Genomic DNA, 24,924 nt, shown 5'->3' with positions numbered 1-24,924 from the left:
CAGTCAATCGGCCGGTTCCGAATTTCCCAATTCATTCAATACTTCGGCAGCAAGAGCTCGGGTGATTTTCGTGCCCCGCGACAGGGCCAGCCGGTCGAGCCTTTCGACGATCATCTGGGCCGCGTTCAGCGACCGCTCCATCCGGTTGACGATATAGAGCACGAGTTTGTCATCTATATAAAGCTGCCGGTCGGCGAAGAGCTTGACGATCACCTGCGACAGCAAGGCCTCGTCGGGTTCGCCGATCTCGACGACGGTCGCAGCTTTCAGACGCGAGCGCAGATCGGGCAGCGAAACCGGCCAGGAGATCGGCCAGAGACGGCTGGTCATTAACAGGCTGGTGCCATGTTCGCGAACGCTGTTAATGACGTGGAAAAGCGCGTTGTCGTCAAAGCCGAGGCGGTCGGCATCCTCGAACAGCACCGGGCCGGCGGCGGCGGCGACAGCGGCATCCGAGCCAAGCTCGGGGTGAATGCTGACGGCGCCGCTCAATTCCCGCCAGATGCGGGCGAGATGCGATTTTCCCGAGCCGACCGGACCGGCAAGCACGACGACCGGCGACGGCCATGCCGGCCAGGCATCGACGATCGACACGGCGGCGGCCAGGCGCTCCGAAATCAGAAGATCGTCGCGGCCGCTTGCGGCATCGTGCGAAAAGGCCAATGGCAACTGCTCTCCGGCCTTGCGCTTCGGATCAGCGTTCTTCACGTCACTCATTGGGAACTGATTTCGTCTTCTGAGCACGGGCGCTCGGCGACCCGCCAAAATAAAGATCGCTCTGAAGGTAGCGCGAAAGCGCGAAGCGAACAAGGACACCGACGGCGGCGGCAGCCGGCACGGCGACCAGAAGACCGACGAAGCCGAAGAGCGCGCCAAAAGCAAACAGCGCAAACATCAGCCAGACCGGATGCAGGCCGACGCTGGAGCCGACGAGCTTCGGCTGCAGGATATTGCCTTCGAGGAACTGGCCGCTGAAGAAGACGACCAGCACCAGGCCGATCCAGGGATAATCCGGCCAGAACTGCACGATCGCCACGCCGACGGCGAGAACGAGGCCGACAAGCGAGCCGACATAGGGAATGAAGCTGATCATACCGGCGAAGAGGCCGATCAGCAGGCCGAAGTTCAGCCCGACGAGGGAAAGGCCGGCGGCATAATAAATGCCGAGAATGAGGCAGAGCGAGCCCTGGCCGCGGATGAAGCCCGCGATTGCCTGATCGATCTCGCTGGCGATCTGGCGAACATCATTCACGTAATCGCGCGGAATCCATTGATCGACCTTGGCGACCATGCGGTCCCAATCGAGCAGGATATAGAAAGCGACGACGGGGGTGACGATGAGCAGCGAGATGACGTCGACGATCGCCTTGCCGGAATTCCAGATCTGCGCGAAGAGCCCGGTCAGAAAGCCCATGCCTTCGGAGAGGATGCCGGAGAAATTATCCTTGATCGTGCCGACTTGGCTCCTGATCCACGGCGGCAGCAGCGAATGCTGCGACTGGGCGATGAATTTCTGCAACTGGCTGATATAACTCGGCAGGCGCTCGGCGAAATCGTTGAACTGGCTGATCAGCACGGGAATGAGGATCATCAGCGCCAGCGCAAAGACGATGACAAAGGCGATCAGAATGCCGACCGTCGCCATCATGCGGCTGAGGCCCAGGCGCTCCAGCCGGTCGGCGACGGGATCGAGGAAATAGGCGATCGCCATGCCGGCGATGAATGGCAGGAGGATCGAGCTGAAGACATAGAGAAAGGCGATGAAGAAGACGAGCACGGCCAGCCAGAAGAAGATCTGGCGCTTCAGACTGTTGCCGCTGACATGCTGTGGCATTGCTTCCCCGTTTCGTTCGCCGCCGCCGAACGCCGCCTCTTGTCCGACGCGGCCATTCAGCACATAGGATGCAGGCGCAAAGATGGTCAACCCTGTCACGCCAAATCCCCGAAAGGCCGGTTAAAGACACGGGAAATTGGGGGCTTTTCCCATGCAGCGCTTGCATAAACGCCCCTGTCATGCAATTGCGACCGGCAGATGACGCGGCGCATCTGCCGCCTGAAATAGCCATCGGAGACCAGCATGAGCCAGTCTGGGAAAAACGGCCTGACCTACAGCGACGCGGGCGTCGACATCGATGCCGGCAACCTCCTCGTCGAGAAGATCAAACCGGCGGTGCGCTCGACCAGGCGTCCCGGCGCCGACGGCGAGATCGGCGGCTTCGGCGGGCTCTTCGATCTCAAGGCCGCAGGCTTTACCGATCCGGTCCTCGTCGCCGCCAATGACGGCGTCGGCACCAAGCTGAAGATCGCCATCGACGCGGATTACCACGACACTGTCGGCATCGACCTGGTCGCCATGTGCGTCAACGACCTCGTGGTCCAGGGCGCCGAGCCGCTGTTCTTCCTCGATTATTTCGCGACCGGCAAACTCGATCCCGACCAGGGTGCGGCGATCGTCGGCGGCATCGCAACGGGCTGCCGGCAGGCCGGCTGCGCGCTGATCGGCGGCGAGACCGCCGAGATGCCCGGCATGTATTCCTCCGGCGATTACGATCTCGCCGGCTTTGCCGTCGGTGCGGCCGAACGCGGCAAGCTGCTGCCGTCAGGCGATATCGCCGAGGGCGACGTGATCCTCGGCCTCGCCTCCTCCGGCGTCCATTCCAACGGCTTCTCGCTGGTGCGCAAGATCGTCGAACTCTCCGGCCTCGGCTGGGATGCGCCGGCGCCCTTCGCCGAAGGCAGGAAGCTCGGCGAAGCGCTGCTCGAACCGACCCGCATCTATGTGAAGCCGCTTCTGAAGGCGATCCGCGAGACCGGTGCGCTGAAGGCGCTGGCGCATATCACAGGCGGCGGCTTCCCGGAGAATATTCCGCGCGTGCTGCCGAAACATCTGGCGGCCGAGATCGATCTTGACGCCGTCAAGGCGCCGCCGGTCTTCTCATGGCTCGCCAAATCCGGCGGCGTCGAGGCCAAAGAAATGCTGCGCACCTTCAACTGTGGCATCGGCATGATCGTCGTCGTCGCTGAAGAGAATGTCGCGGCGGTTTCCGCAGCACTGGAAGCCGAAGGCGAAAAGGTCATCACGCTCGGCCGGATGATTGCCCGCGACGAAGGTGCTGCCGGCACGGTCTATAAGGGCACGCTTGCCCTATGAGCACGCCGCGCAAACGCGTCGTCGTCTTCATATCAGGCAGCGGCTCCAACATGATGGCGCTGATCGCAGCGGCGAAGGCCGCCGACTATCCGGCCGCAATCGTCGGCGTCATTTCCGACAAGCCGGACGCCGGCGGGCTTGCCAAGGCCGCCGCCGAAGGTATCGCCACCTTCGCTTTCCCGCGCAAGGATTACGCCAGCAAGGATGCGCATGAGGCGGCGATCTTTTCCGCGCTCGACACGCTTTCGCCCGATATCCTCTGTCTCGCCGGCTACATGCGGCTGCTGACGGCGACCTTCATCCAGCGTTACGAAGGCCGGATGCTCAACATCCACCCTTCCCTGCTGCCGCTGTTTCCCGGCCTGCATACGCATCAGCGCGCCATCGACGCCGGCATGCGCATCGCCGGCTGCACCGTGCATTTCGTCACCGAAGCCATGGATGAGGGGCCGACGATCGGGCAGGCCGCCGTTCCGATCCTTTCCGGCGACACCGCCGAAAGCCTGGCCGCCCGGGTGCTCACCGTTGAACACCAGATCTATCCGCAGGCGCTGCGGCTCCTTGCCGAAGGCCGGGTGACGATGGAAGGCGGCAAGGCGATCGGTGCTGAGGCTTTGGCCGCTGTGCCCAAGGCCCAACTGATTTCGCTGATCGGCGACCGCGCCTAAGCCGCCAACGCCCGCAGCGGATGCAGCGTGCCGTCGCTGTAGACGAAGCGGCCGGCGCGGAAGGTGGCGCGGATGCGATTGATGTCGCCCGGCTCGACCGCCAGCAGATCGGCGCGCTGGCCGATGGCGATTTCGCCGCGGTCCGACAGGCCGGCGGAGCGGGCGGCATTGCCGGTCGCCATAGCGACGGCGGCCGGCAGGCCGCCTTCTACCGCGTCGGCGAGCTTGAAGATGCCGGGTACGAAGGCAGCCGGGTGATAATCGGCGGCGATAACGCTGAGCAGGCCGGCCTTTGCGGCATCGAGCGCGCTGAGATTGCCCGACATCGACTGGCCGCGCAGGGCGTTCGGCGCGCCCATCAGCGTCCAGAGGCCGCGGCGTCGCGCTTCTTCGGCCGCGGGTCCGGTGACCGGAAACTCGCTGATGGTGACGCCAAGATCGTGCATTTCGGCGACCTTCTCGATGCTGTCGTCGTCATGCGAGGCGAGCGACAGCTTGTGCTTCAGCGACAGCGCGACGATCTCCCTCAGCTTGGCCTCGATCTCAGGATTGCTGCGCATGGCGATGCGCTTGGCGACGATCTCGGCGGCCATTTCCTCGGAGATGGCGCGGCGCTCGGAAATGCTGAGGATGTAGCTCTGCAGATTGTTGTACTGACCCTGGCCGGGCGTGTGGTCGGTCAGCGACACCATGTCGATCTGGTCGGCATTGAGTAAGCGCTCGAGCGCCGGCGCGGCGCCGACATTGGTGATTTCGTAGCGGGCATGGACGCGGTGGTCGATCAGCAGATTGTCGCGCAGGCGGTTGATGCCCTCGATCACCGCCGATGTCGTCTCCAGCGAGCGCACATGGCCGTAGACGCTTTCGGTGGCGAACGAGACGGCGGCAAAGGCGGTGGTGACACCGGCTGCGGCAAGTTTCTTGTCGAGTTCGTGGATGCCGAAGTCGATCGGCATGGTCGCATTCGGCCGCGGCGCGATCTCGCGCTCGATCATGTCGCCATGCAGATCGACGAATCCCGGCATCAGCAGCCGCCCGCCACCATCGATGGCGGCGCCGGCGACCGGCTCCGGCCGGATTTCGGCGATGGCGCCGTCCTCAACGCGCACGGAACCTTCGCTCACCACCTCGTTCGGGAGAACGAGGGTGAAATTGCTGAGCCACATGGGCTTTCTCCTGACCGCATCGATGATTGACAGACCGCAGCGGATAGAACCGCTTCGTGACAAACGTATGAATTTCCGAACGCCATAACCGCGATAATGAAACCTTGAGTCCAACCCGGCGGGTTGCTCGAGACCACTCATCCGCTATCGAAGTTTATTCCTGTTCAACAGAGCCCATTGCAGCAGCATGATCGTCTTGGCATCGAAGATCTCGCCGTTTTCGATCATTTGGGCGGCCTCATCGAGGGGGACTTCGAGAACCTCGATATCCTCATGCTCCTCGTCCAGGCCGCCGCCTTCCGCCACGCGGTCGGTTATGTCGATCAGCGAGACGAAGAAGTGGACGACTTCGGTGATGGCGCCGGGCGACGGGTAGCACTTGAAGAGGAAACGCGCGTCGCGCAGGTGGTAACCAGTTTCTTCCATCGCCTCACGGCGGATCGCCTGTTCGGGATGGTCGTCGTCAAGAAGGCCGGCCGGCACCTCGATCATCCATGCGGGATCGCCGTTCAGATGAACGGCGAGACGGAACTGGCGGACGAGAACGACGAGATCGCGTTTCGGATCATAAAGCAGGATGCAAGCGGCCGGCGTGCGGTGGTAGACCTCCCGCTTCAGCCGCTGTGTCGCGCCCTTTCGGTCGATATAGTCGAGCAGATAGCTGCTCAGCCGCGTCCACCCATTCGACAGGATTTCCTGGCCGACGATCTTCACCCGCGATTTCGGCTGCATCATACCGTTTCCTTGCGAAGCCAGACCTTGTTGTCGTGCACGGCCGCGCCGCCATAAGGCGCGACCGGATCGGCGCCGGTCAGAACGTTGATGCCCTCGCCGTCCACATGCGCCTTGTTCGGCCAGAGGCCCTCGGCGATCAGCACGCCCGGCCTGACCTCGATGGTGATGCGGGCATGGATGCGCAGATCGCCGCGGCTATTGCCGATGCGAATGAGCTCGCCATGCGCAATGCCATTGGCCTCGGCATCAACAGGATTGATCATCACCTCCGGGCGACCTTCCTTTTGACGCGAGGTCTTGGTCTCGGAAAAACTGGAATTCAGGAAGTTGCGCGCCGGCGACGTGGCGAGACGGAAGGGATGCTCTGGATCGGCAACTTCGATGACATCGACCTGATCGGGGAAGGCCGGCAGTTCGGCATGCGGGCCGAGCGCGCCGATGGCGGCCGGCGGCTTGTTCGGCGCCGGCTGGTTGATCCAGTCCGGCCGGAAGTGGAACTTGCCGTCCGGATGGGCAAAACCGTTCAGAAAATGCGCCTCCTCGAAAGGCGGCTGACGATCGAACCATTTATGTTCGAGGAAATGGTCGTAGTCCGGCAGGTCGCTCGATAGGAGGATGCGGTCGATCATCTCGCGGGCGGTAAAGCCGAAACCGGGGCGATCGGCGACGCCGAGGCGTTTTGCCAGTTCCTCGATCACGAACAGATTGGTGCGCACGGTCGGTGGCGGCTCGACCAGCTTCGGTCCCAGCAGAATGTGATTCTGGCCGCCGGCGCGATAAATATCATCATGCTCGACGAACATGGTCGCAGGCAGCACGATGTCGGCAATCTCCGCCGTTTCGGTCATGAACTGCTCATGGACGGCGACGAAAAGGTCGTCGCGGGCAAAGCCGCGTCTGACGAGGCGCTGTTCGGGAGCGATGTTGGCCGGATTGGTGTTCTGGATCAGCATCGCCGTCACCGGACCGCGATGGCGCAGCGCCACCGGATCTCCGGTCAGCACGCGACCGATCTGCGATTGGTCGAGCATGCGGATATCGCCATCCTTCATCGATCGGCCGGTCAATTCCGCATTATTCATGCGGAAGATATCGCTGTTCGAATGGAAGGCGCCGCCGCCCTCATATTGCCAGGAGCCGAGAACGGTGGCAATCGAGGCGGCCGCATGCATGGCGACCGCGCCGTTGCGCTGGCGGGTGAAACCGTAACCGAGGCGGAAGAAGGTCTTCTTCGTCGTGCCGACGAGGCGGGCAAAGGCCTCGATCTCCTCGACCGAAAGGCCGGTGATGGCAGCGGCCCATTGCGGCGTCTTCGTCTTCAGGTGCGCTTCGAGACCGCCCGGATCATCCGCATATCTCGCCATATAGTCGCGGTCGGCATAGCCGTCGCGGAAGGCGATGTGCATGGTGGCGCAGGCGAGTGCAGCGTCGGTGCCAGGCCTGACGATCAGCGCCATATCGGCCTGCTTCATCGTCGGATTGTCGTAGATATCGATGACGACGATCTTGGCGCCGCGTTCCTTGCGCGACCTGATGGCATGGGTCATCACATTGACCTGGGTCGAGACCGCATTGGTGCCCCAGATGACGACGCAATCGGTGCGGCCCATCTCACGCGGATCAGGCCCGCGGAGCACGCCGGTCGCCATGGTGAAGCCGGTCCAGGCCGGGTTGGTGCAGATCGACGAGAAAAAGCCGGAATAGCGCTTGGCGTGACGCAGGCGATCGATGGAATCGCGCTGCACCCAGCCCATGGTGCCGGCATAGAAATAGGGCCAGACCGCCTCGCTGCCGTCCCTCGCCTCGGCCTTTATGAAGGCTTCGGCAATTTCATCCAGCGCATCGTCCCAGGAAATCTGCTGCCATTGCCCTGCCCCCTTGGAGCCGGCGCGGCGCAAGGGGTGCATCAGGCGGTCGGGATGGTAGAGCCGCTCGGCATACCGTGCGACCTTGGCGCAGATGACGCCCGACGTATAGGAATGGTCGCCGGCGCCGCGCACGCGGCCGATGCGGCCGTTGTCCGATATCTCAACCTCCAGCGCGCAAGTGGAGGGGCAGTCGTGCGGACAGGCCGTGTGGCCGATCTTGCTGTCCAGCTTCGAGGATTTGGCGTCGATGGGGGTCGCAATATTCATGGCATTTGTATATGCCAAGGCCTGCATGGCCAAAAGCCAGAAAAACTCCCCATGATACGAATTCATACGGACATCAGCGAAAATGAACTACCGCCATATCTACCACGCGGGCAATTTTGCCGATGTGCTGAAACATGCCGTGCTGGCGCGGCTGATCCGCTACATGCAGAAGAAGGAGGGTGCCTTCCGCGTGCTCGACACGCATGCCGGCATCGGCCTCTATGACCTCTCCTCCGAGGAAGCGCAGAAAACCGGTGAGTGGCAGGCTGGCATCGGCAAATTGATGGAGGCCGAACTGGGGCCTCAGGTCTCCGAGCTGCTGGAGCCCTACCTCTCGGCAGTCCGTGAACTCAATCCCGAGGGTGGCATCCGTTTCTATCCCGGATCGCCGAAACTTGCGCGCATGCTGTTCCGGCCGCAAGACCGGCTGTCGGCCATGGAACTGCATCCGGAGGATTACGCCCGGCTGCACCGACTGTTCGAGGGCGATCACCATGCCCGCATCACCGAGCTCGACGGCTGGCTGGCGCTCGGCGCGCACCTGCCACCGAAGGAGAAGCGCGGCATCGTCCTCGTCGATCCGCCTTTCGAGGAAGAGGACGAGTATGAACGCCTGGCCAAAGGACTGGAAAAGGCCTATCGCCGCTTTCCCGGCGGCACCTATTGCCTTTGGTACCCGCTGAAGAAGGGCGCGCCGATCAAGGAATTCCACGAGGCTCTGCAGGCGCTCGACATCCCGAAGATGCTTTGCGCCGAACTCACCGTGCGCAGCGATCGCGGCATGACCGGACTGACCGGCTCCGGCCTCGTCGTCGTCAATCCGCCTTTCACATTAAAGGACGAGTTGCACCAGATGCTTCCGGCGCTGAAGGACCATCTCGCCCAGGACCGCTTCGCCTCGCACCGCGCCTTCTGGCTGCGCGGCGAGAACAAGACGGTCAAGGGCGATTGACCGGGTTATCCGCATCGGGGATAGTCCGTCCCACAGCCCCACAGCCTCACCAGGTGTCCCATGAAGCTCCTCTGCTCACCCGCCTCGCCCTATTCCAGCAAGGTGCGGATGGCCGCGCACTTTCTGGATATCGAGATCGACGCCATCCGGGTCGATACCAATACCGGACCGGCGATCCTGGTGGACAACAATCCGCTCGGCAAGATTCCGACGCTTCTGACCGATGACGGAGCCTCGATCTTCGACAGCGTCGCGATCATGCATTATTTCGACAGGCTGACGAAGGGCCGGCTCTACCCCTCCAAAAAGGGCAAGCGCACGGATGCGGAAGTTCTCGAAGCGCTCTGCGACGGTATCTGCGACTGCCTGCTGACGATCGTCTACGAGCGCCGCTTCCGCGAGGAAGAAAAGGTTCACCAGCCCTGGATCGACCGGCAATGGAAGAAGGTGACGGCCGGGCTCGCCCATCTCGGCGCCAAGCCGCCGAAATTCGGCAAGAAGCTCAATGGCGGGCATTTCGCGCTGGCCGCCACGCTCGACTATCTCGACCTGCGCTTCAAGGACCAGTGGGAAGCCGATCACGCGCCGCTTGTCGACTGGCTGGCGCAGTTCGAAAAGAAATTCCCTGCTCATCGTGAGCTCAAAGCCAGCGCCTGAGCCTGATCCGGAGCTGAAACGGAGCGCCGGATAGCAAAAAGCCGGGCGATGAGCCCGGCTTCTGCATATTGGGATGTTCAATCGGCTTAGAACTTCACGCCGATACCGAGCTTGACGCTGTTCTCGTCGTAACCGCGCGAAAAGCTGCCGGAGTCGAGGTCGTAGTCCTTGCTCTGGTAGTCGGTGTAGCGATATTCGAGGCGCGTCGTGATGTTGTTGGTCACGAAGGCTTCGACACCGGCGCCGACCGTATAACCGTAGTTCGTCTTGCTTTCGTCCGAGGTGCCGTCGGAAACCTTGACGTTGCCGAGGGCAAGACCGGCTGTACCGTAGAGCAGGAAGGGGTTCATGTCGTAGCCGACGCGGCCACGGACGGAGCCGTTCCAGCCATACTTATTCTTGACGCCGCCCGAGGAGACGTCATCGCCGCTGTAGCCGAGATCGGATTCAACGCCGTAAACGATCTGGCCTGCTTGCCAGTTGTAACCGGTGAAGACCTGGCCGCCGAAACCGTAGGTGTGGCGGTCGGAACCGAAATCACCCATGTTGTAGGTGCCGGCGCCGCCGAGGTAGAAGCCCTCCCAGTTGCCGGCCGGCTTGACCGGGGCTTCCTGAGCAACCGGTGCTTCCGGAACCTGGTCGACGGCATCAGCCGCCTGAGCTACCGAAACGCCCGCAATCGCAAAAGTGGAGGCCATGAGGCCAGCAATGAGTACACGCATACTTTTCTCCTTTCAGTCCCGCGCCGCTTATCATCTGTCTCTCAGCGAAGCATTGGCGGGGAAATTGCCAGATGTCCCTTCCGGATCGAGACTGAAATTGGAACTGAATTGCGGATTTGAAAGAGCCAAATTGTGATATCATTGTGGCTGCCGGATGGCGGAAATTCGATGTTGCTTGCGAGCAACATAGGTTTCATTAACCCTACCGAATGGTTAAACTTAAAATACATATTTTAGGAAATAACATTATTAAATAATACATAGAATATCTCGGCCATGGATGCAACCGTGGCCGCCTATTTATATAATCTCCGCCCGCCCTTATATAGGTTGCACACAGACTCGCGGGATCAGAAGGCAAGATTTTGAACCACAAAAGACTTCGCTCAGCCCTGATAACAGGGGCGGCCAAGAGAATAGGCAGGGCAATCGCCGAAGACCTTGCTGCAAATGGCTTTTCCGTCGCGATCCACGCCAACAGCTCCCTGCGCGAAGCGGAAGAGCTGGCGGCGGAATTGCGGCGAAAGGGACAAAGAGCGGTCGCGTTGCAGGCCGATCTTACCGATATCGGCGAGGCGGGCGAACTGGTCGCGAAGGCGTCGGAAGCGCTTGGGCCTCTCGATCTGCTCGTCAACAATGCCTCGGTCTTCCAGCATGATTCCGCGCGTAGTTTCAACGCCGACACATGGGCTCTGCACTTCGACCTGCATGTGCGTGCGCCGTCGATCCTTGCGGCAGCCTTCGCGCAGCAGGTGCCCGCCGAGGCAGCGGGGATGATCGTCAACATCATTGATCAGCGGGTCTGGGCACTGAGGCCCAGCTTCTACTCCTATACGCTCTCCAAGTCCGCGCTATGGACGTCAACGCAGACGCTCGCCCAGGCATTGGCGCCGCGCATTCGCGTCAATGCGATCGGCCCCGGCCCCTCGATGCCGAGCGAGCGGCAAGCATTGGAGGACTTCCAAGCGCAGGTCTCAGCCCTTATCTTGCAGCGAGGGCCGGCACTGGAAGAATTCGGACAAACGATTCGCTTCCTTTACGACACGCCCTCGATCACCGGCCAGATGATTGCCCTCGACGGCGGCCAGCACCTTGCCTGGCAGACGCCCGACGTGGCGGAGATTACGGAATGAACGGACGAAAGCTGCCGGATGGCGGCGTTCTCTACGACGATACGGATGAGAGCGAAGACGATATCGAGGTGGAAGGCGAGGTTTCCGCCGCCCCTCTGGCGGCTGCGGTCGACTGGAATGCGGGCAGCCTCAACGAGACCGGGCTTGTCGGCGCCGAACTGATCGCCGAATTCGTCAAGCGGCTACCGAACAGCCCCGGTGTCTACCGCATGTTCAATGCCGAGGGAGACGTGCTCTATGTCGGCAAGGCGCGCAGCCTGAAGAAGCGTGTCGGCAACTACGCCGTCGGCCGCGTCCATTCCAACCGCATCGCCCAGATGGTGCGACAGACGGCGAACATGGAGTTCGTGACGACGCGCACGGAAACCGAAGCGCTGCTTCTGGAAGCGAATCTGATCAAGCGCTTGCGGCCGCGCTTTAACGTGCTGCTGCGCGACGACAAGTCCTTTCCCTACATCCTCATCACCGGTGATCACCGGGCGCCGGCTATTTTCAAGCATCGCGGCGCCAGGGCGCGAAAGGGCGACTATTTCGGGCCTTTCGCTTCGGCCGGCGCGGTCGGGCGTACGATCAATTCGTTGCAGCGCGCCTTCCTGATCCGCACCTGCACCGATAGCGTCTTCGAAACACGCACGCGACCCTGCCTGCTCTACCAGATCAAGCGCTGTTCCGGGCCTTGCACGCGCGAGGTCAGCGACGAGGGCTATGCCGAGCTCGTACAGGAGGCGAAAGATTTCCTGTCCGGCAAGAGCCAGAAGGTGAAGTCGCATATGGCGGAAGCCATGAACCAGGCGGCCGAGGATCTCGATTTCGAGCGGGCGGCGATCTATCGTGACCGCCTGGCAGCACTGTCGCATGTGCAGAGCCACCAGGGCATCAACCCGGCCGGCGTAGATGAGGCTGACGTTTTCGCCATCCACCACGAAGGCGGCGTCTCCTGCATCCAGGTGTTCTTCTTCCGCACCGGCCAGAACTGGGGCAATCGCGCCTATTTCCCGAAGGCCGACCCGCAACTATCAAGCGCCGAAGTTCTGAATGCCTTCCTCGCGCAATTCTACGACGACAAGCCGGTGCCGAAACAGATCATGCTGTCGGAAACGGTCGAGGAACTGGAATTGCTCGCCGCAGCGCTCGGCGAAAAAGCCGGTCACAAGGTCTCTATCCTCGTGCCGCAGCGCGGCGAGAAGCGCGATCTCGTGGAGCACGTGATCGGCAATGCGCGCGAAGCGCATGGGCGAAAGCTTGCCGAGACGGCGTCGCAGTCGCGGCTGCTCGAAGGCTTCAAGGAAACCTTCGGGCTCCCCTATGCGCCGCAGCGCATCGAGATCTACGACAACTCGCATATCATGGGCACCAATGCCGTCGGCGGCATGGTGGTGGCGGGGCCGGAAGGCTTCGTGAAGAACCAGTACCGCAAGTTCAACATCAAATCGACCGACATCACTCCCGGCGACGACTTCGGAATGATGAAGGAGGTGATGACGCGGCGCTTCTCGCGGCTGATCAAGGAGGAAGGCATTCCCGACCGGACGGCGCAGGCAGCAGCTGCCGACTCCGCCGACATGCCCTTCCCTGCCTGGCCGGATGTGATCCTCATCGACGGCGGCCAGGGGCAGATGACGGCGGTGCGCGCCATCCTGGCCGAACTCGGTATCACTGACAGCGTGACGGCAATCGGCGTCGCCAAGGGTGTCGACCGCGACGCCGGGCGGGAGCGCTTCTTTCCGCCCGGGCGCGAAAGCTTCACACTGCCGCCGCGCGATCCGGTGCTCTATTTCATCCAGCGCATGCGCGACGAAGCGCATCGTTTTGCGATCGGCTCGCACCGGGCGCGGCGCAAGAAGGAAATGGTCAAGAATCCGCTCGACGAGATCGGCGGTATCGGCCCGTCGCGCAAACGCGCGCTGCTCCAGCATTTCGGCACGGCAAAGGCGGTTTCTCGTGCCGCTTTGTCCGACCTGATGGCGGTGGAAGGCATTTCGGAAGCGGTGGCAAAGCAGGTCTATAACCATTTCCACGACGACGCCGCGAAATAAGCGGCGGCCGTCGCAAATTCCACGCAATGGCGGTGAAAAGACAGAAAGAATGTTGACGGTTCCTGGCCAAAGCCGTCATCTACATCGACCCGAAAATCGGAATCGGTTTTCGTAAAGACGCGGCGCTGCAGCGGCGCATCAAATCAGAGAAACGATCCATGGCATCGCGTGCGTACAGCCTTCCCAACCTTTTGACTTACGGCCGCATCCTCGCCGTGCCGCTGATCGTTCTCTGCTTCTTCGTCGAGGGCAGACTGTCGATCAGCAATACGGCGCGCTGGGTGGCGCTGTGGATCTTCATCATCGCCTCGATCACCGATTTTCTCGACGGCTATCTCGCGCGGATCTGGAACCAAACGTCGAATATCGGCCGGATGCTCGATCCGATCGCCGACAAACTGCTGGTCGCCTCGATCCTTCTCCTGGTCGCGGCCGACCAGACCATCGCCGGCTGGTCGATCTGGGCGGCAATCATCATTCTCTGCCGTGAGATCCTGGTTTCCGGCCTGCGCGAATATCTGGCGGCGCTGAAGGTCAGCGTGCCGGTGACGCGGATCGCCAAGTGGAAGACGACGCTGCAGCTCGTTGCCATCGCCTTCCTGCTCGCCGGCCCGGCCGGCGACGAGATTTTCCCTTATACGACGCAGACCGGCATCGCGCTCTTGTGGATCGCGGCACTGCTGACCATCTATACCGGCTATGACTATTTCCGTGCCGGGCTGAAACATATCGTGGATGACGAGGAATGACGCGGCTTGTCTATTTCGCCTGGGTGCGCGAGCGCATCGGCAAGGGCGAGGAGGAGATCGACCTCCCCTCCTCCGTCGTCAGCGTTGCCGATCTTCTGAATCATTTGAAGACGCTGGGCGAGGAATATGAAGCCGCACTTCAATATCCCGAGGTCATTCGTGTGGCGCTGGATATGGAGCATGTCGAGCATGATGAGCCGATTGGAGCTCCCCGTGAGATCGGGATCTTTCCGCCGATGACGGGGGGATGAGACGGTGACGGTGGTGCCATGTCGCTACCCCCCTCTGCCCTGCCGGGCATCTCCCCCACAAGGAGGGAGATTGGCTGGGCGCACCGGTCTCTCCAAACAATCAACGTTTCAGCCCAACGAAACGGTAATCGGGTGGGAAGAGCACCCCACTTGTAATCTCCCCACCTGTGGGGGAGATGGCCGGCAGGCCAGAGGGGGGCGGACACGGCACAGCCTTTCCGCATTCTTCACAGCGGCATCAAAGCAGCGGAGGATTTCGCTGTGACCCCCACCATCCGTGTCCAGCGCGAGGACTTCGACCTGCAAGCCGAGGTCGATCGCCTCTCCAAGGGCAACCCCGACGTCGGCGCCGTCGTCACCTTTTCCGGCCTCTGCCGTGACGAAGGCGGCACGCTGGTGGCGCTTGAACTCGAGCATTATCCCGGCATGGCCGAAGCCGAGATGACCCGCATCGGCGAACTCGCCATCACCCGTTTCGGGCTGCTCGGGCTGACCGCCATCCACCGCTATGGCAAGATCGCTCCCGGCGAGAATATCGTGCTCGTCGTCGCAGCCGCCCCGCACCGACAGGCGGCCTTCGACGGCGCCAATTTCGTCATGGATTTCCTCAAGACCGCAGCTCCCTTCTGGAAGAAGGAGCACGGCAAGGACGGCGCCGAGGGCGACTGGGTCGCGGCGAAAGACGCCGACGATGCGGCGCGCGACAAGTGGAAGTGATCAGAGCATGATGCCGAAAAGTGTGCGCGGTTTTCGGATAACATTATGCGCCATTTCTAAAGCACGACGCGCTCCCTGCGGCTCATAACCAGCAGCAGGACGAGCAGTGAGAAGATGACGAGATCCCGCCAGACAAAGGGACCATAGGCGCCCCACAGGGTTTCGACGATGGCAAGCCCTGCGGCGCCGCCAGCCGAGCGCAGCGGATCGGAATAGCCGCCCACGGCTGCGATCAGCAGCACCTTGAGCCCGAACATCAGACCCGCGCCGAAATCCATCGAACCGTAATAGAAGGTGGCGAGGATGCCGCAGAGGGTGGCGACGAGCGCGGCTGCCGCATAGGCGACAAGGAAAACGCGACTGGCGCTGGTGCCGCAGAGCTCGGCGGCCAGCGGATCGTCGGTGACGGCGCGCCAGAGGCGGCCCCAGGCCGTACGCCTGAGGATCAGCGCACCGACCGCGACGATGGCTGACATCAGCGCCGTGTCGATCAGTTGGATGTAAGTGAGCGTCACCTTGAACGAACCGTCGTTCCAGAAGACGACGACATCGTTCAGGAACGGCGGCAGCCAGATGGCGCGCGTATCGGCGGCGAGTCTGGCGGTCTCCATCAGCACGATCATAATGCCGAGGGCGGCAACGATCACCGTATTCGGCGATTTGCTGGCGAGCGGCAGCATGATCGAGCGGCCGATCCAGATGCCCGCGGCCAGCGAATAGATAAGCGCAGCGCAGGCGCCGATGGCAAGGGCGGCCGGCAGCACCAGCCAGAACCTGATATAGGCGAATTCGGTAAAAAGCAGCAGGATCTGGCCCGAGAAGGCGAAGATCGCCCCATAGGTGATATCGGCCCGCTTGGTCACGCCGAAGGCAACGGCATAACCGAAGGCGAGCGCGGCATAGAGGGCGGCAAGCGGCACCGCATTCGCCAGTTGCTGCAGAAGATAAGCCATTCCGAGGACTCCGCGTCAGCAAATTATAACTGGTAAAACCTATTTCGCCAGTTATAATTTCATCATGAGCTTTTCCTGGACCCCTCACCGTTTTGCCGGCGGCGCGCTGGCGCTCGATGTCGCCAACAGCGTCGTGCTGCGCGACGACCCAAAGCGGCGGATCGACCGCTTCGCGAGCCGCGAGCAGATGCGGAACTTCCCGCGCGCCGCCGCCGAATTCTGCGCCGAACGCGCCTTGTTCGGCGAGATCGCACCGCTGGCAGCACAAGACGAGGCGGATTTCTTCGCGCTGAGGGAAGCGATCGACCTCTATTTCCGCAAGCGTATACTGGACGGCAGCGACAACCAATTGCTGGCCGGGCTACTGGAAGCGGTGGCCAAGATCTTGCGTGGAGCCAGTCCTGGCAATCTGGCCGCGGCGACCGCCCATTCGGTGCTCAGGCTGATCGCCATGCCGGATCCCGAACGCATGAAGATCTGCGGCAATTGCGGCTGGCTGTTCATCGACCGCAGCAAGAACAAGAGCCGCGCCTGGTGTGACATGGCGGTCTGCGGCAACCGCGCCAAGGCGAACCGTCACTATCGCCGCAAGAAGGAGGAGACGCCATGAGAAGACATCTGATCGTCACAGCGGCGGCAATCGGTGTTGCGCTATCCGCCTGCCAGCGTCAGGCTGAAAACCTGGTCGAGGTCACCGGCCATCTCTTCGTCTTCAACTATCGGGTGGCGAGCGCCACCTATCTGCTGACGCTGAAGAAGACGGGACCTATTCCTGATGGCTCGGTCATCATCGCCGAATTTGAAAACCCTGTGGGCGGCGCGCCGCTCATATTGAACCAGAAAATCTACCCGATTGACGACAAGATCGCGCTGCAGAGCGAAAACCTGCACTGCGTGCGCAAGGACCACCCCTATTCTGTGAATGTCCGGCTGGTCGACAAGGACGGCAAGGTGCTGCAGCAATTGAAGACTGAGTTCCGCTCCGACCTCGACCAGACGGTGCTGCCGAGCAAGCCGCTCGTCGTCGGCGCGCTTTATGACAAGAACCCGGAAGTCTTCAAGCCTGACGGCAGCGTCGATTTCTCGAACACCGACAAGTGCCCATCATAGAAAAAGCCGGGGCGAGGCCCCGGCTTTCGAGAGTCAATTCAAGGTATTGCGAGGCAATGCCGAAGCGCGGCCTCAGCCGACGATTTCGGTGTCGGAGAACCAGTACTTGATTTCCTGGGCAGCCGTTTCCGGAGCGTCAGAGCCGTGCACGGAGTTTTCGCCGATCGACAGCGCATGGACCTTGCGGATCGTGCCCTCGTCAGCGTTTGCCGGGTTGGTCGCGCCCATGATTTCGCGATTCTTGAGGATCGCGCCTTCGCCTTCCAGAACCTGGACGACAGTCGGGCCGGAGGTCATGCCTTCGACGAGTTCGCCGAAGAAGGGACGATCCTTGTGAACAGCGTAGAAACCTTCGGCTTCGCGGCGGCTCATCCAGACGCGCTTGGAGGCGACGACGCGCAGGCCGGCATCTTCGAGCATCTTGGTGATGGCGCCCGTCAGGTTGCGCTTGGTTGCATCAGGCTTGATCATCGAGAAGGTGCGTTCAATCGCCATAGTCAAATCCTCTGTTTTCTCGGGAAAAGTGGGCGGTCTTTACCCGCCCCAACGCCCGAAAACAAGGGGTCGACGGCAATTTCACGCCGCTGTCACAGTCCGGCCGCGGCTTTCGTGAAGATCGAGGCAGCGTTCGAACCAGGCTATGACGGGATCATCGGCGGCCAGCATGGCCAGCCCTGCGGACACGCGCAGCCATTGCAGCGCGCCGAAGACAATATAATCGGCAAAGAGCGGCGATTGCCCGCCGATGAAGGTCTGGAATTTCAGCATGTGACGGAGCGGCTCCAGCTTGGCGCCGAAGGCAGCCTTCTCCGCCTCGCTGTCGGCGGCAAAAACTTCCAGCGGCTTGCCGAGCCTGACCTCGCGGCTCTGACGAAAGTAAGCCTTGTCGCCTTCGTCCAGGATCGCGTGGATATCGAGAAGGGCGATCCGCATGATCGCCGGGTGGATGATCATCTGCGAATAGCCCTCCACCATGCGCGACAGCGCCTTGCCGCCCTCGCCATTGAACAGCGACGGCCGCTCCGGATAGGCCTCTTCGAGATAGAGGGCGATGGCAAAACTGTCCGAGATCAGCCGGCCATTATCGTCGAGCACGGGCAGGGTCGACGAGACGCCGCCGCCGATTTCACGGATGCGGGCATAGGTTGTCGGGATCTCCTCGAAATCGAGCCCCTTATGCGCGAGCGCCATCACCGCTTTCCAGCAATGGGGCGAAAAGAAGCGCCCTTCGTCGGCGCCGCAGAGGGAATAGAGGGCTCTGGTCATGATAATCCTTTCGAGGTCTGATCTGCCTGTATTCGACGACAGAAAGCGAGCGTGATCAAATCAGGAAATTTCATGGCGCCATCACTCGGACTTCTTGGGAAACAGGCTAGACTGCGCCAGCAACGTCAGGGGAAACATATGCTTAGACATTTCAGGATGTTCGCGGCCTATAACCGCTGGGCCAATGCCCAAGTCTATGCGGCTGCGGCCGAACTCAGCGAGGCGGAGTTCCGCAGCGACCGCGGCGCTTTCTTCGGCTCGCTGCATCGCACGCTCAATCACCTGCTCGTCGCCGACCGCATCTGGATGAAGCGCTTCACCGGCATCGGCGAAGCGCCGGTGACCCTCGATGCCGTGCTTTTCGAAGAGCTGGACGCGCTTGCCGCCGCGCGCAAGGCGGAGGACGAGCGCATCATTGCCTGGACAAGTGCGCTCGATGAGGCGAGCCTTGCCGGGGACTTCACCTATGCCCCGGTGACGCAGCCGATCCGGATCACTCAGCCACTGTCGAGCGCGCTCGCGCACCTCTTCAATCACCAGACGCATCACCGCGGCCAGTGCCATATGACCCTGACGGCACTTGGCAGACCGAGCCTCGGGCTGGACCTTATCTATTTTCTGCGCAGCGAAGGCCGCGAGTGGATGTGAGGCAGCGGCCTTCATCAAGACTGAATTAACCGCCTTCGCCGGTTCCCATCGCTGATCCGCCGCTTCCCTTCGCAAATTCAGCCTCTTTTAAAAGCTTGCGAGCATAGCAGAAGGCGAGAAATGAGACCGCGCCGCGAGGGATCCATGCAGAATGCAAGCACAAACGCATTGGTGGCGCGCGAGGCCGTGCGCCGGGGGCCAATGTCCGATATCCAGAAGATTGCCCAGCACATGGCGCGGCTCAACGTCGCCGCGCTGCCGCGCAACTACGAACTCTTTCATGAGGCCATCATCGGGCACAATTCTGGTCTTGCGCAGGATATCGCCGCGCTCGGGTCGCAGCCGCAACAGGCGATGCTCGACGAACTCGGGCTGAAATACCGCCTCGTCGGCCACTGCGGGCTGGCGGGCGAGACGTCGCGCAACGAGGCCAGCCGAACGCTGCGCGCGGTGGCGGAAAGGCTTGCCGAAGGATTGCGGCACAGAGACGCCTTTGCCCGCGCCTGCGGCACGATCCTGAGATCTGTCGCCGGTCATGAGGACCAGAGCCTTGCCGCCTTCATCGGCGAGGTCGATTACCTCTCCGCCTCGCTTGCCACGGTGATGTCGGCGGAGATGGAAATCGGCGCCAGACTGCAGGACGACATCGACAGGCTGGAAACGTTGGAGCGCGGCATTTCGGCGATGCAATCGGCCACCGTCGCCGACAAGATCACCGGCCTTGCGAACCGGATCGCGCTGAACCGGCAGATCACCGAACTCTACGAACGTGAAGAGGGCGCCGCCGGCAGCGCGCTGATCATGGTCGATATCGACGATTTCACCGAGCTCAACGACAGATACGGCACCCAGGCCGGCAACAAGCTCTTGAAGAAGCTTGCCGTCTTGTTTCGAAAATCGGTGAAGAAGAACGATTTCGTCGCCCGCACCGAGGCCGACGAATTCGCCTTGCTGTTTGCCAATGTCGGTATGCAGGACGCGATTGCTATCGGCGAGCGCCTGCGCGCCTCCGTCGAGGAAAATCTCGTCTTCGCGACCTCCGACAAGGGTGACAGCGGCAGGCTGACCATCTCGGTCGGCCTGGCGCTCAGCGCCGATGCGGCAACACCGGGACAGCTCCAGGCCAATGCCCGGGTAGCGCTGCTCGCCGCGCAATCGAACCGCCGCCTGCCGGTGCAGGCTTTCGGCCGCTGAGGCGCATGACCGCTGTCGGCGCGGGCGAGCTCGCTGAGGGACGAGCAAGCTCGCGGCCGGACGAGCAAGCTCGCGGCCGGACGAGCAAGCTCGCCGGGGGATAAGCGGTCTTGCCTTGGCGGGCAGTTTCGGCCAAAACGCCGGCCATGATCACGATTACCGATATTTCCGCCCGCATCGCCGGACGCCTGCTTCTCGACAATGCCAGCCTCACGCTGCCTTCGGGCGCCAAGGCCGGTCTCGTCGGGCGCAATGGCGCCGGCAAATCCACGCTGTTTCGCGTCATCACCGGCGATCTCGGCTGGGAGACCGGAGCAGTGTCGATCCCGAAGGCGGCGCGCATCGGTCAGGTGGCCCAGGAAGCGCCGGGAACCGAGGATTCCCTGATCGAGATCGTGCTTGCCGCCGACAAGGAACGTGCGGCTCTGCTTGCCGAAGCGGAAACGGCAAGCGACCCGCATCGCATCGCGGAAATCCAGATGCGCCTCGTCGATATCGATGCGCATTCGGCCGAAGCGAGGGCTGCGAGCATCCTCGCCGGCCTCGGCTTCGACCAGGCGGCGCAAGCCCGCCCCGCCTCCTCCTTCTCCGGCGGCTGGCGCATGCGTGTGGCACTCGCCGCCGTGCTGTTTGCCGAGCCGGACCTGCTTCTGCTTGACGAGCCGACCAACTATCTCGACCTCGAAGGCACGATGTGGCTGGAGGACTATATCCGCCGTTATCCGCACACGGTCATCATCATCAGCCATGACCGCGATCTCCTGAACAACGCGGTCAATTCCATCGTCCATCTCGACCAGAAGAAGCTCACCTTCTACCGCGGCAATTATGACCAGTTCGAGCGGCAGAAGGCGGAGGCCGAAGAGCTGCAGACGAAGGCCAGGGCCAAGAACGAGGCAGCGCGCAAACATCTGCAGAGCTTCATCGACCGCTTCAAGGCCAAGGCCTCCAAGGCGCGTCAGGCACAGTCGCGCGTCAAGGCGCTCGAGCGCATGGGAACGGTCGCTGCCGTGATCGAGGACCATGTGCAGCCGATCACCTTCCCCGAGCCGGAGAAGCAGCCGGCCTCGCCGATCGTCGTAATCCAGGGCGGCGCCGTCGGCTACGAACCCGGCAGGCCCATCCTGAAGAATCTCAACCTGCGCATCGACAACGACGATCGCATCGCCCTGCTCGGCTCGAACGGCAACGGCAAGTCGACCTTCGCCAAATTTATCTCAGGGCGGCTGTCGCCGGAGAGTGGCGAAGTAAAGCTTGCCCCCAGCCTGAAGATCGGTTTCTTCGCGCAACATCAGCTCGACGACCTGATCCCCGAGCAGTCCGCCGTGGAGCATGTGCGCCGGCTGATGCCGGCCGAACCGGAGGCCAAGGTGCGCGCCCGCGTTGCGCAGATGGGGCTGGCGACCGAGAAGATGGCAACGGCCGCCAAAGACCTTTCCGGCGGCGAGAAGGCACGCCTACTGATGGGGCTTGCCGCCTTCCATGCGCCCAACCTGCTGATCCTCGACGAGCCGACCAACCATCTCGACATCGACAGCCGCCGTGCTCTGATCGAGGCGCTGAACGATTACAACGGCGCCGTGATCCTGATCTCGCACGACCGCCACCTGATTGAGGCGACCGTCGACCGGCTGTGGCTGGTCAACGGCGGCACTGTCACCACCTTCGAAGGCGATATGGATGAGTATCGCGACCTCATCGTCAGTTCCGGCAAGAAAAAGGAAGAGAGGCCGCAGACCAGCGACGATACGACCTCGAAGGCCGACCAGCGCAAGCTCAATGCGGAACGACGCGCCTCGCTGACGCCGCTGAAGAGAAAGATCAACGAAATCGAGTCCTTGACGGCGAAACTGGAGAAACAGATTCAAGCTCTTGATGCGGAGCTTGCGGATCCGGCCCTTTACGAGAAGACGCCCGCAAAGGCCGCCGAAAAGGCAAAACAGCGCGGCGAGGCTGCGGCAAAACTCGCTGCCGCCGAGGAAGAATGGCTAATGCTGTCGTCCGAATATGAAGAGGCAATGGCAGGATAGCCACAGTCTTTTAGGAAACGCGGCGGAGTGCGCGGCGTCACCCACAATTCCTGCCGATCTCAACCGATCGTTAACCATAATTCGAAAGGTTGTCTCAACATTCATTACTGATTTGTTGAGCCCTTTCCATGCATCGATTTTTCGTTCTTTCCTGCATCGCCCTTGCGGCCGCCCTCTCCGCCTGCAGCACGACCAGACAAGCTCCCGACACCTCGATCAAAACCGCCTCGGTTGTTGCGCCCGAGGGGCGGACGCCTTCAGGCAAGCCCGCCGAGGATGATGATGCAACGCCGCTCTTCGTCGGCCCGCATCACCTTTCCGGTAGGACGCTGGAGATCTCCTCGCTCGCCGATCTCAAGCTCAACGACAAGGAAGTGATCCTGAGCTTCGACGATGGCCCGATCCCCGGCCGGACGGACAAAGTACTGGCGATCCTCGACCAGTTCGGTGTCAAGGGCGCCTTCATGATGGTCGGCGAGATGGCCGAGATGCATCCGGCGCTGGCCCGCAAGGTGGCGATGGAGGGCAATGCGATCGGCAGTCACACCTATGACCATGCCAATTTGACTGCGCTGAGCTTCGATGCGGCAATGGACGAGGTGGTGAAGGGCGAACTGGCGGTGACCAAGGCGACGGGAACAGACGTCTCGTTCTTCCGCTTCCCCTATCTCGCCGAGAGCCAGAGGCTGCGCGCCGCCATCGCCATGCGCGACATGGTCGTCATGGATGTCGACATCGACAGCAAGGACTATTTCACCAGCACACCCATGTCCGTGACGCAGCGGACGATGAATCTGCTGCACAAGCGCGGCCGCGGCATCGTTCTGATGCACGACATCCACAAGCGCACCGCGACGATGCTGCCGACCCTGCTTTCGAAACTCGAAGCCGAAGGTTACAAAGTCGTGACACTGAGGTTCAAGAAGCAGCAGGCGCCGAACAATCTCGTCGCTTCGGCCGGTTTCGTGATGACCCGCTAAGGCGCTCGCAATCTGCCAATTCACTGTGGCTCGCGCGGAGGATTTTTCAACGCACCGGCAAATTTAAAAAAATAAAATCTATGAAAATGATGGTTTAGGTGATCTTTTCGAGAAAGAACGTTCCTTCTCTCTCTGGTCACCGATGCCTTTCAAAACTGCCCAATTGTCGACCCGCGGAAGAATAATCGATGCGATCAGCGACCTTTTCTACCGGCGCGGCACCTATCTGGTCGGCATCGACGAAATCGTACGAGAGCTAAAAATTGCTCGAGCCACTCTCTACCGTCATTTCGATGGCAAGGAGGGTCTCATCGTCACCTATCTCAGCCATCGCCATGCCTTGGTCAGTGATCAGTTGGAGAAGCTTGTCGCGGGCAAAGGCGGTGCGTCGGCGATTTTTGCGATCTTCGACAGCCTGGCCGACAAGACGCGTAGCGAAAGCTTCCGGGGCTGCGCCTTCCTCATTGCGGTGACGGAAAACCCCGGCTCGGCAGCGATCCAGGACGTGGCCCGCACGCATAAGGTATTTCTTCGCGAACTTTTCGGCCGGCTTGTCCCACAAGGCCCGGCTCACGAGGAGGTCAGCGAGCAGTTGCTGGTCGTCTACGAAGGCGTGCTTGCCGCATCTGTCCTGCGACCGGAAGCGGGGCCGGCGGAGATTGCCCGAAAGGCAGTCGCAGCTCTTCTTCAGGCCGGCGGTTTCAACGTGTCCGGAGACGATTCATGAGCGAGATCATGCCCGCAGCGCCACCCCCATTGCCGGCTTTTTCGATGTCATCCGGACTTCTCTTTTCCATCCCTGTCTTTCCTTCCTTCGTTTCGAAATGGAGCTCAAACATGTCACGTAAGGTTCTGCCAAAGGCGCTTTTCGCCATGTCGATTTCGCTGCTGGCGGCCACGCAGGCCTTTGCCGATGCGACGCTCGATCGCATCAAGGCCCGCGGCACCCTCACCGTCGGCGTCATCCTGTCCGGCGCGCCCTTCGGCTATATCGATCCGACGTCGCAAACGCAGAAGGGATACAATCTCGATATCGCCAAAGCGCTGGCCGACGATCTCGGCGTCAAACTCGAAACGATCACCGTCACGCCGCCGAACCGGGTTCAATTCCTCCAGCAGGGCAAGGTCGATATCCTCATTGCCAACATGCAATATACCGAGGATCGCGCCAAAGTCCTCGACTGGGTGCCGACGCCATACGACCGCAGCGGCGGCGCAGCCGTCGGACGCAAGGACAGCGGCCTGAAGGACTGGGCGGATCTCAAGGGAAAGCCGGTCTGCGTTTCGCAAGGGTCGAATTTCACTCAGCCGCTGATCGAAAAGTACGGCGCCGAGGTAAAGGGCCTGCCAAGCCAGCCGGAGTCCCTGCTGGCGCTGCAGGGCGGCAATTGCGTGGTTGCGGTACATGTCGGCGCAACCCTTGGCCTGCTGCTGCAGGATCGCCCTGAGGACTGGAAGGACTACGCCATTCTCTTTCCGACGGAACTGATCCCTTCGGATTCCGTCATCTGGGTTCGCAAAGGCGAAAAGGAAACGGCCGAGGCACTCGATAAGACGATCCGCCAGCTTCATACGTCGGGAAAGCTGCTGGAGTTTGCCAAGGCGAACAGGCTCAGCAACACCGAATATCTCGAGCAGGAGCGCAAAACCCTGTCAGCCAGCAAATAAGAC

General features: G+C 61.7%; 26 protein-coding genes. 17 read left to right on the top strand and 9 right to left on the bottom strand.

The genetic code is table 11. The features are described 5' to 3' along the window. Positions 1-3: 3 nt before the first annotated feature. Both hdaA and B5E41_RS19915 read right to left on the bottom strand, forming a co-directional pair. Positions 4-717: a DnaA regulatory inactivator HdaA gene (gene hdaA, locus B5E41_RS19920; protein ID WP_088395774.1), complete on the bottom strand. Its 714-nt coding sequence runs from the start codon at positions 715-717 to the stop codon at positions 4-6. Beyond that, complete coding sequence (locus B5E41_RS19915; protein WP_088395834.1) at positions 710-1,834, bottom strand: AI-2E family transporter; 1,125 nt, start codon at positions 1,832-1,834, stop codon at positions 710-712. The genes hdaA and B5E41_RS19915 overlap by 8 nt, the downstream gene beginning before the upstream one ends. 243 nt (positions 1,835-2,077) lie before the next feature. Between B5E41_RS19915 and purM the strand changes: the two genes are divergently transcribed. Together purM and purN are read left to right on the top strand one after the other, a co-directional pair. Continuing rightward, positions 2,078-3,151, top strand: a complete 1,074-nt coding sequence (purM, locus tag B5E41_RS19910) for a phosphoribosylformylglycinamidine cyclo-ligase (RefSeq protein WP_088395773.1) — start codon at positions 2,078-2,080, stop codon at positions 3,149-3,151. Beyond that, on the top strand, positions 3,148-3,819 hold the full coding sequence (gene purN, locus B5E41_RS19905; protein ID WP_088395772.1) for a phosphoribosylglycinamide formyltransferase: 672 nt from the start codon (positions 3,148-3,150) through the stop codon (positions 3,817-3,819). Before purM ends, purN begins: the two co-directional genes overlap by 4 nt. Here the strand turns inward: purN and B5E41_RS19900 are convergent. The 3 genes from B5E41_RS19900 to B5E41_RS19890 form a co-directional block, all read right to left on the bottom strand. Beyond that, complete coding sequence (locus B5E41_RS19900) at positions 3,816-4,985, bottom strand: alpha-D-ribose 1-methylphosphonate 5-triphosphate diphosphatase (protein ID WP_088395771.1); 1,170 nt, start codon at positions 4,983-4,985, stop codon at positions 3,816-3,818. The two genes, purN and B5E41_RS19900, sit on opposite strands and share 4 nt — an antisense overlap. A 144-nt stretch (positions 4,986-5,129) precedes the next feature. Then, a complete protein-coding gene (locus B5E41_RS19895; protein ID WP_088395770.1) occupies positions 5,130-5,720 on the bottom strand; it encodes an NUDIX domain-containing protein in 591 nt (196 codons plus the stop codon). Then, complete coding sequence (locus tag B5E41_RS19890) at positions 5,717-7,921, bottom strand: molybdopterin-containing oxidoreductase family protein (protein ID WP_088395769.1); 2,205 nt, start codon at positions 7,919-7,921, stop codon at positions 5,717-5,719. The genes B5E41_RS19895 and B5E41_RS19890 overlap by 4 nt, the downstream gene beginning before the upstream one ends. A 16-nt stretch (positions 7,922-7,937) precedes the next feature. Here B5E41_RS19890 and B5E41_RS19885 point away from each other — a divergent pair, with 16 nt between their 5' ends. Next, positions 7,938-8,807, top strand: a complete 870-nt coding sequence (locus tag B5E41_RS19885; RefSeq protein WP_088395768.1) for a 23S rRNA (adenine(2030)-N(6))-methyltransferase RlmJ — start codon at positions 7,938-7,940, stop codon at positions 8,805-8,807. A gap of 60 nt (positions 8,808-8,867) precedes the next feature. Then, positions 8,868-9,464 carry a glutathione S-transferase gene (locus B5E41_RS19880; RefSeq protein ID WP_088395767.1) on the top strand — a complete coding sequence of 199 codons (597 nt, stop codon included), beginning with the start codon at positions 8,868-8,870 and terminating at the stop codon, positions 9,462-9,464. A gap of 86 nt (positions 9,465-9,550) precedes the next feature. Here B5E41_RS19880 and B5E41_RS19875 read toward each other — a convergent pair whose 3' ends face one another. Then, a complete protein-coding gene (locus tag B5E41_RS19875) occupies positions 9,551-10,186 on the bottom strand; it encodes an outer membrane protein (protein WP_085859111.1) in 636 nt (211 codons plus the stop codon). 365 nt (positions 10,187-10,551) lie between these two features. Here B5E41_RS19875 and B5E41_RS19870 point away from each other — a divergent pair, with 365 nt between their 5' ends. The 5 genes from B5E41_RS19870 (at position 10,552) to B5E41_RS19850 (ending at position 15,072) form a co-directional block, all read left to right on the top strand. Next, on the top strand, positions 10,552-11,319 hold the full coding sequence (locus B5E41_RS19870; RefSeq protein WP_088395766.1) for an SDR family oxidoreductase: 768 nt from the start codon (positions 10,552-10,554) through the stop codon (positions 11,317-11,319). Then, the gene (gene uvrC, locus B5E41_RS19865; RefSeq protein ID WP_088395765.1) at positions 11,316-13,355 is read left to right on the top strand and encodes an excinuclease ABC subunit UvrC; all 2,040 of its coding nucleotides are present in this window, start codon (positions 11,316-11,318) and stop codon (positions 13,353-13,355) included. The genes B5E41_RS19870 and uvrC overlap by 4 nt, the downstream gene beginning before the upstream one ends. A gap of 158 nt (positions 13,356-13,513) precedes the next feature. Next, positions 13,514-14,104 carry a CDP-diacylglycerol--glycerol-3-phosphate 3-phosphatidyltransferase gene (pgsA, locus tag B5E41_RS19860; RefSeq protein WP_011424811.1) on the top strand — a complete coding sequence of 197 codons (591 nt, stop codon included), beginning with the start codon at positions 13,514-13,516 and terminating at the stop codon, positions 14,102-14,104. Continuing rightward, positions 14,101-14,355, top strand: a complete 255-nt coding sequence (moaD, locus tag B5E41_RS19855) for a molybdopterin converting factor subunit 1 (RefSeq protein ID WP_088395764.1) — start codon at positions 14,101-14,103, stop codon at positions 14,353-14,355. The genes pgsA and moaD overlap by 4 nt, the downstream gene beginning before the upstream one ends. Before the next feature lie 261 nt (positions 14,356-14,616). Next, a complete protein-coding gene (locus B5E41_RS19850; RefSeq protein ID WP_088395763.1) occupies positions 14,617-15,072 on the top strand; it encodes a molybdenum cofactor biosynthesis protein MoaE in 456 nt (151 codons plus the stop codon). 56 nt (positions 15,073-15,128) lie between these two features. Here B5E41_RS19850 and B5E41_RS19845 read toward each other — a convergent pair whose 3' ends face one another. Beyond that, entirely contained in the window at positions 15,129-16,025 is an 897-nt protein-coding gene (locus tag B5E41_RS19845; RefSeq protein ID WP_088395762.1) for a branched-chain amino acid ABC transporter permease, read from the bottom strand. 64 nt (positions 16,026-16,089) lie between these two features. On the opposite strand from B5E41_RS19845, the gene B5E41_RS19840 reads away from it, so the two are divergent. Together B5E41_RS19840 and B5E41_RS19835 are read left to right on the top strand one after the other, a co-directional pair. After that, complete coding sequence (locus B5E41_RS19840; RefSeq protein ID WP_088395761.1) at positions 16,090-16,635, top strand: CGNR zinc finger domain-containing protein; 546 nt, start codon at positions 16,090-16,092, stop codon at positions 16,633-16,635. Then, positions 16,632-17,135 carry a hypothetical protein gene (locus B5E41_RS19835; RefSeq protein WP_088395760.1) on the top strand — a complete coding sequence of 168 codons (504 nt, stop codon included), beginning with the start codon at positions 16,632-16,634 and terminating at the stop codon, positions 17,133-17,135. The genes B5E41_RS19840 and B5E41_RS19835 overlap by 4 nt, the downstream gene beginning before the upstream one ends. A 72-nt stretch (positions 17,136-17,207) precedes the next feature. On the opposite strand, the gene ndk is transcribed toward B5E41_RS19835, so the two are convergent. Together ndk and B5E41_RS19825 are read right to left on the bottom strand one after the other, a co-directional pair. Then, positions 17,208-17,630 (bottom strand): nucleoside-diphosphate kinase, encoded by a 423-nt coding sequence (ndk, locus tag B5E41_RS19830; protein WP_004680549.1) that lies wholly within the window; start codon positions 17,628-17,630, stop codon positions 17,208-17,210. 81 nt (positions 17,631-17,711) lie between these two features. Then, the gene (locus tag B5E41_RS19825; protein ID WP_088395759.1) at positions 17,712-18,401 is read right to left on the bottom strand and encodes a glutathione S-transferase family protein; all 690 of its coding nucleotides are present in this window, start codon (positions 18,399-18,401) and stop codon (positions 17,712-17,714) included. A gap of 138 nt (positions 18,402-18,539) precedes the next feature. Here B5E41_RS19825 and B5E41_RS19820 point away from each other — a divergent pair, with 138 nt between their 5' ends. The 6 genes from B5E41_RS19820 (at position 18,540) to B5E41_RS19795 (ending at position 24,921) form a co-directional block, all read left to right on the top strand. After that, positions 18,540-19,049 (top strand): DinB family protein, encoded by a 510-nt coding sequence (locus B5E41_RS19820; protein WP_088395758.1) that lies wholly within the window; start codon positions 18,540-18,542, stop codon positions 19,047-19,049. 144 nt (positions 19,050-19,193) lie between these two features. Beyond that, complete coding sequence (locus tag B5E41_RS19815) at positions 19,194-20,243, top strand: GGDEF domain-containing protein (protein ID WP_088395833.1); 1,050 nt, start codon at positions 19,194-19,196, stop codon at positions 20,241-20,243. A 146-nt stretch (positions 20,244-20,389) separates the two neighbouring features. Then, complete coding sequence (abc-f, locus tag B5E41_RS19810) at positions 20,390-22,273, top strand: ribosomal protection-like ABC-F family protein (RefSeq protein WP_088395832.1); 1,884 nt, start codon at positions 20,390-20,392, stop codon at positions 22,271-22,273. A 128-nt stretch (positions 22,274-22,401) separates the two neighbouring features. Beyond that, positions 22,402-23,253 carry a polysaccharide deacetylase family protein gene (locus B5E41_RS19805; RefSeq protein WP_088395757.1) on the top strand — a complete coding sequence of 284 codons (852 nt, stop codon included), beginning with the start codon at positions 22,402-22,404 and terminating at the stop codon, positions 23,251-23,253. Positions 23,254-23,395: 142 nt separating this feature from the next. After that, positions 23,396-23,980 (top strand): TetR/AcrR family transcriptional regulator, encoded by a 585-nt coding sequence (locus B5E41_RS19800; RefSeq protein WP_088395756.1) that lies wholly within the window; start codon positions 23,396-23,398, stop codon positions 23,978-23,980. Between the two features lie 110 nt (positions 23,981-24,090). After that, a complete protein-coding gene (locus tag B5E41_RS19795; RefSeq protein WP_088395831.1) occupies positions 24,091-24,921 on the top strand; it encodes a transporter substrate-binding domain-containing protein in 831 nt (276 codons plus the stop codon). The last annotated feature ends 3 nt before the right edge of the window (positions 24,922-24,924 follow it).

The sequence above is a fragment of the Rhizobium esperanzae genome (genome assembly GCF_002204185.1).
GTDB classification, from domain to species: domain Bacteria; phylum Pseudomonadota; class Alphaproteobacteria; order Rhizobiales; family Rhizobiaceae; genus Rhizobium; species Rhizobium esperanzae.
The sequence above is the reverse complement of the archived record's forward strand: the minus strand, read 5'-3'. Positions and strand labels throughout refer to the sequence as shown.

Coding starts and splice junctions, on each gene's coding strand:
- pgsA (WP_011424811.1), top strand. CDS start 13,514: ATGGCATCGCGTGCGTACAGCCTTCCCAACCTTTTGACTTACGGCCGC.
- B5E41_RS19895 (WP_088395770.1), bottom strand. CDS start 5,720: ATGATGCAGCCGAAATCGCGGGTGAAGATCGTCGGCCAGGAAATCCTG.
- B5E41_RS19900 (WP_088395771.1), bottom strand. CDS start 4,985: ATGTGGCTCAGCAATTTCACCCTCGTTCTCCCGAACGAGGTGGTGAGC.
- purM (WP_088395773.1), top strand. CDS start 2,078: ATGAGCCAGTCTGGGAAAAACGGCCTGACCTACAGCGACGCGGGCGTC.
- B5E41_RS19880 (WP_088395767.1), top strand. CDS start 8,868: ATGAAGCTCCTCTGCTCACCCGCCTCGCCCTATTCCAGCAAGGTGCGG.
- B5E41_RS19890 (WP_088395769.1), bottom strand. CDS start 7,921: ATGAATTCGTATCATGGGGAGTTTTTCTGGCTTTTGGCCATGCAGGCC.
- abc-f (WP_088395832.1), top strand. CDS start 20,390: ATGATCACGATTACCGATATTTCCGCCCGCATCGCCGGACGCCTGCTT.
- B5E41_RS19795 (WP_088395831.1), top strand. CDS start 24,091: ATGTCACGTAAGGTTCTGCCAAAGGCGCTTTTCGCCATGTCGATTTCG.
- B5E41_RS19840 (WP_088395761.1), top strand. CDS start 16,090: ATGAGCTTTTCCTGGACCCCTCACCGTTTTGCCGGCGGCGCGCTGGCG.
- hdaA (WP_088395774.1), bottom strand. CDS start 717: ATGAGTGACGTGAAGAACGCTGATCCGAAGCGCAAGGCCGGAGAGCAG.
- B5E41_RS19915 (WP_088395834.1), bottom strand. CDS start 1,834: ATGCCACAGCATGTCAGCGGCAACAGTCTGAAGCGCCAGATCTTCTTC.
- B5E41_RS19875 (WP_085859111.1), bottom strand. CDS start 10,186: ATGCGTGTACTCATTGCTGGCCTCATGGCCTCCACTTTTGCGATTGCG.
- B5E41_RS19820 (WP_088395758.1), top strand. CDS start 18,540: ATGCTTAGACATTTCAGGATGTTCGCGGCCTATAACCGCTGGGCCAAT.
- B5E41_RS19805 (WP_088395757.1), top strand. CDS start 22,402: ATGCATCGATTTTTCGTTCTTTCCTGCATCGCCCTTGCGGCCGCCCTC.
- B5E41_RS19835 (WP_088395760.1), top strand. CDS start 16,632: ATGAGAAGACATCTGATCGTCACAGCGGCGGCAATCGGTGTTGCGCTA.
- uvrC (WP_088395765.1), top strand. CDS start 11,316: ATGAACGGACGAAAGCTGCCGGATGGCGGCGTTCTCTACGACGATACG.
- ndk (WP_004680549.1), bottom strand. CDS start 17,630: ATGGCGATTGAACGCACCTTCTCGATGATCAAGCCTGATGCAACCAAG.
- B5E41_RS19825 (WP_088395759.1), bottom strand. CDS start 18,401: ATGACCAGAGCCCTCTATTCCCTCTGCGGCGCCGACGAAGGGCGCTTC.
- B5E41_RS19845 (WP_088395762.1), bottom strand. CDS start 16,025: ATGGCTTATCTTCTGCAGCAACTGGCGAATGCGGTGCCGCTTGCCGCC.
- moaD (WP_088395764.1), top strand. CDS start 14,101: ATGACGCGGCTTGTCTATTTCGCCTGGGTGCGCGAGCGCATCGGCAAG.
- purN (WP_088395772.1), top strand. CDS start 3,148: ATGAGCACGCCGCGCAAACGCGTCGTCGTCTTCATATCAGGCAGCGGC.
- B5E41_RS19800 (WP_088395756.1), top strand. CDS start 23,396: ATGCCTTTCAAAACTGCCCAATTGTCGACCCGCGGAAGAATAATCGAT.
- B5E41_RS19885 (WP_088395768.1), top strand. CDS start 7,938: ATGAACTACCGCCATATCTACCACGCGGGCAATTTTGCCGATGTGCTG.
- B5E41_RS19815 (WP_088395833.1), top strand. CDS start 19,194: ATGCAGAATGCAAGCACAAACGCATTGGTGGCGCGCGAGGCCGTGCGC.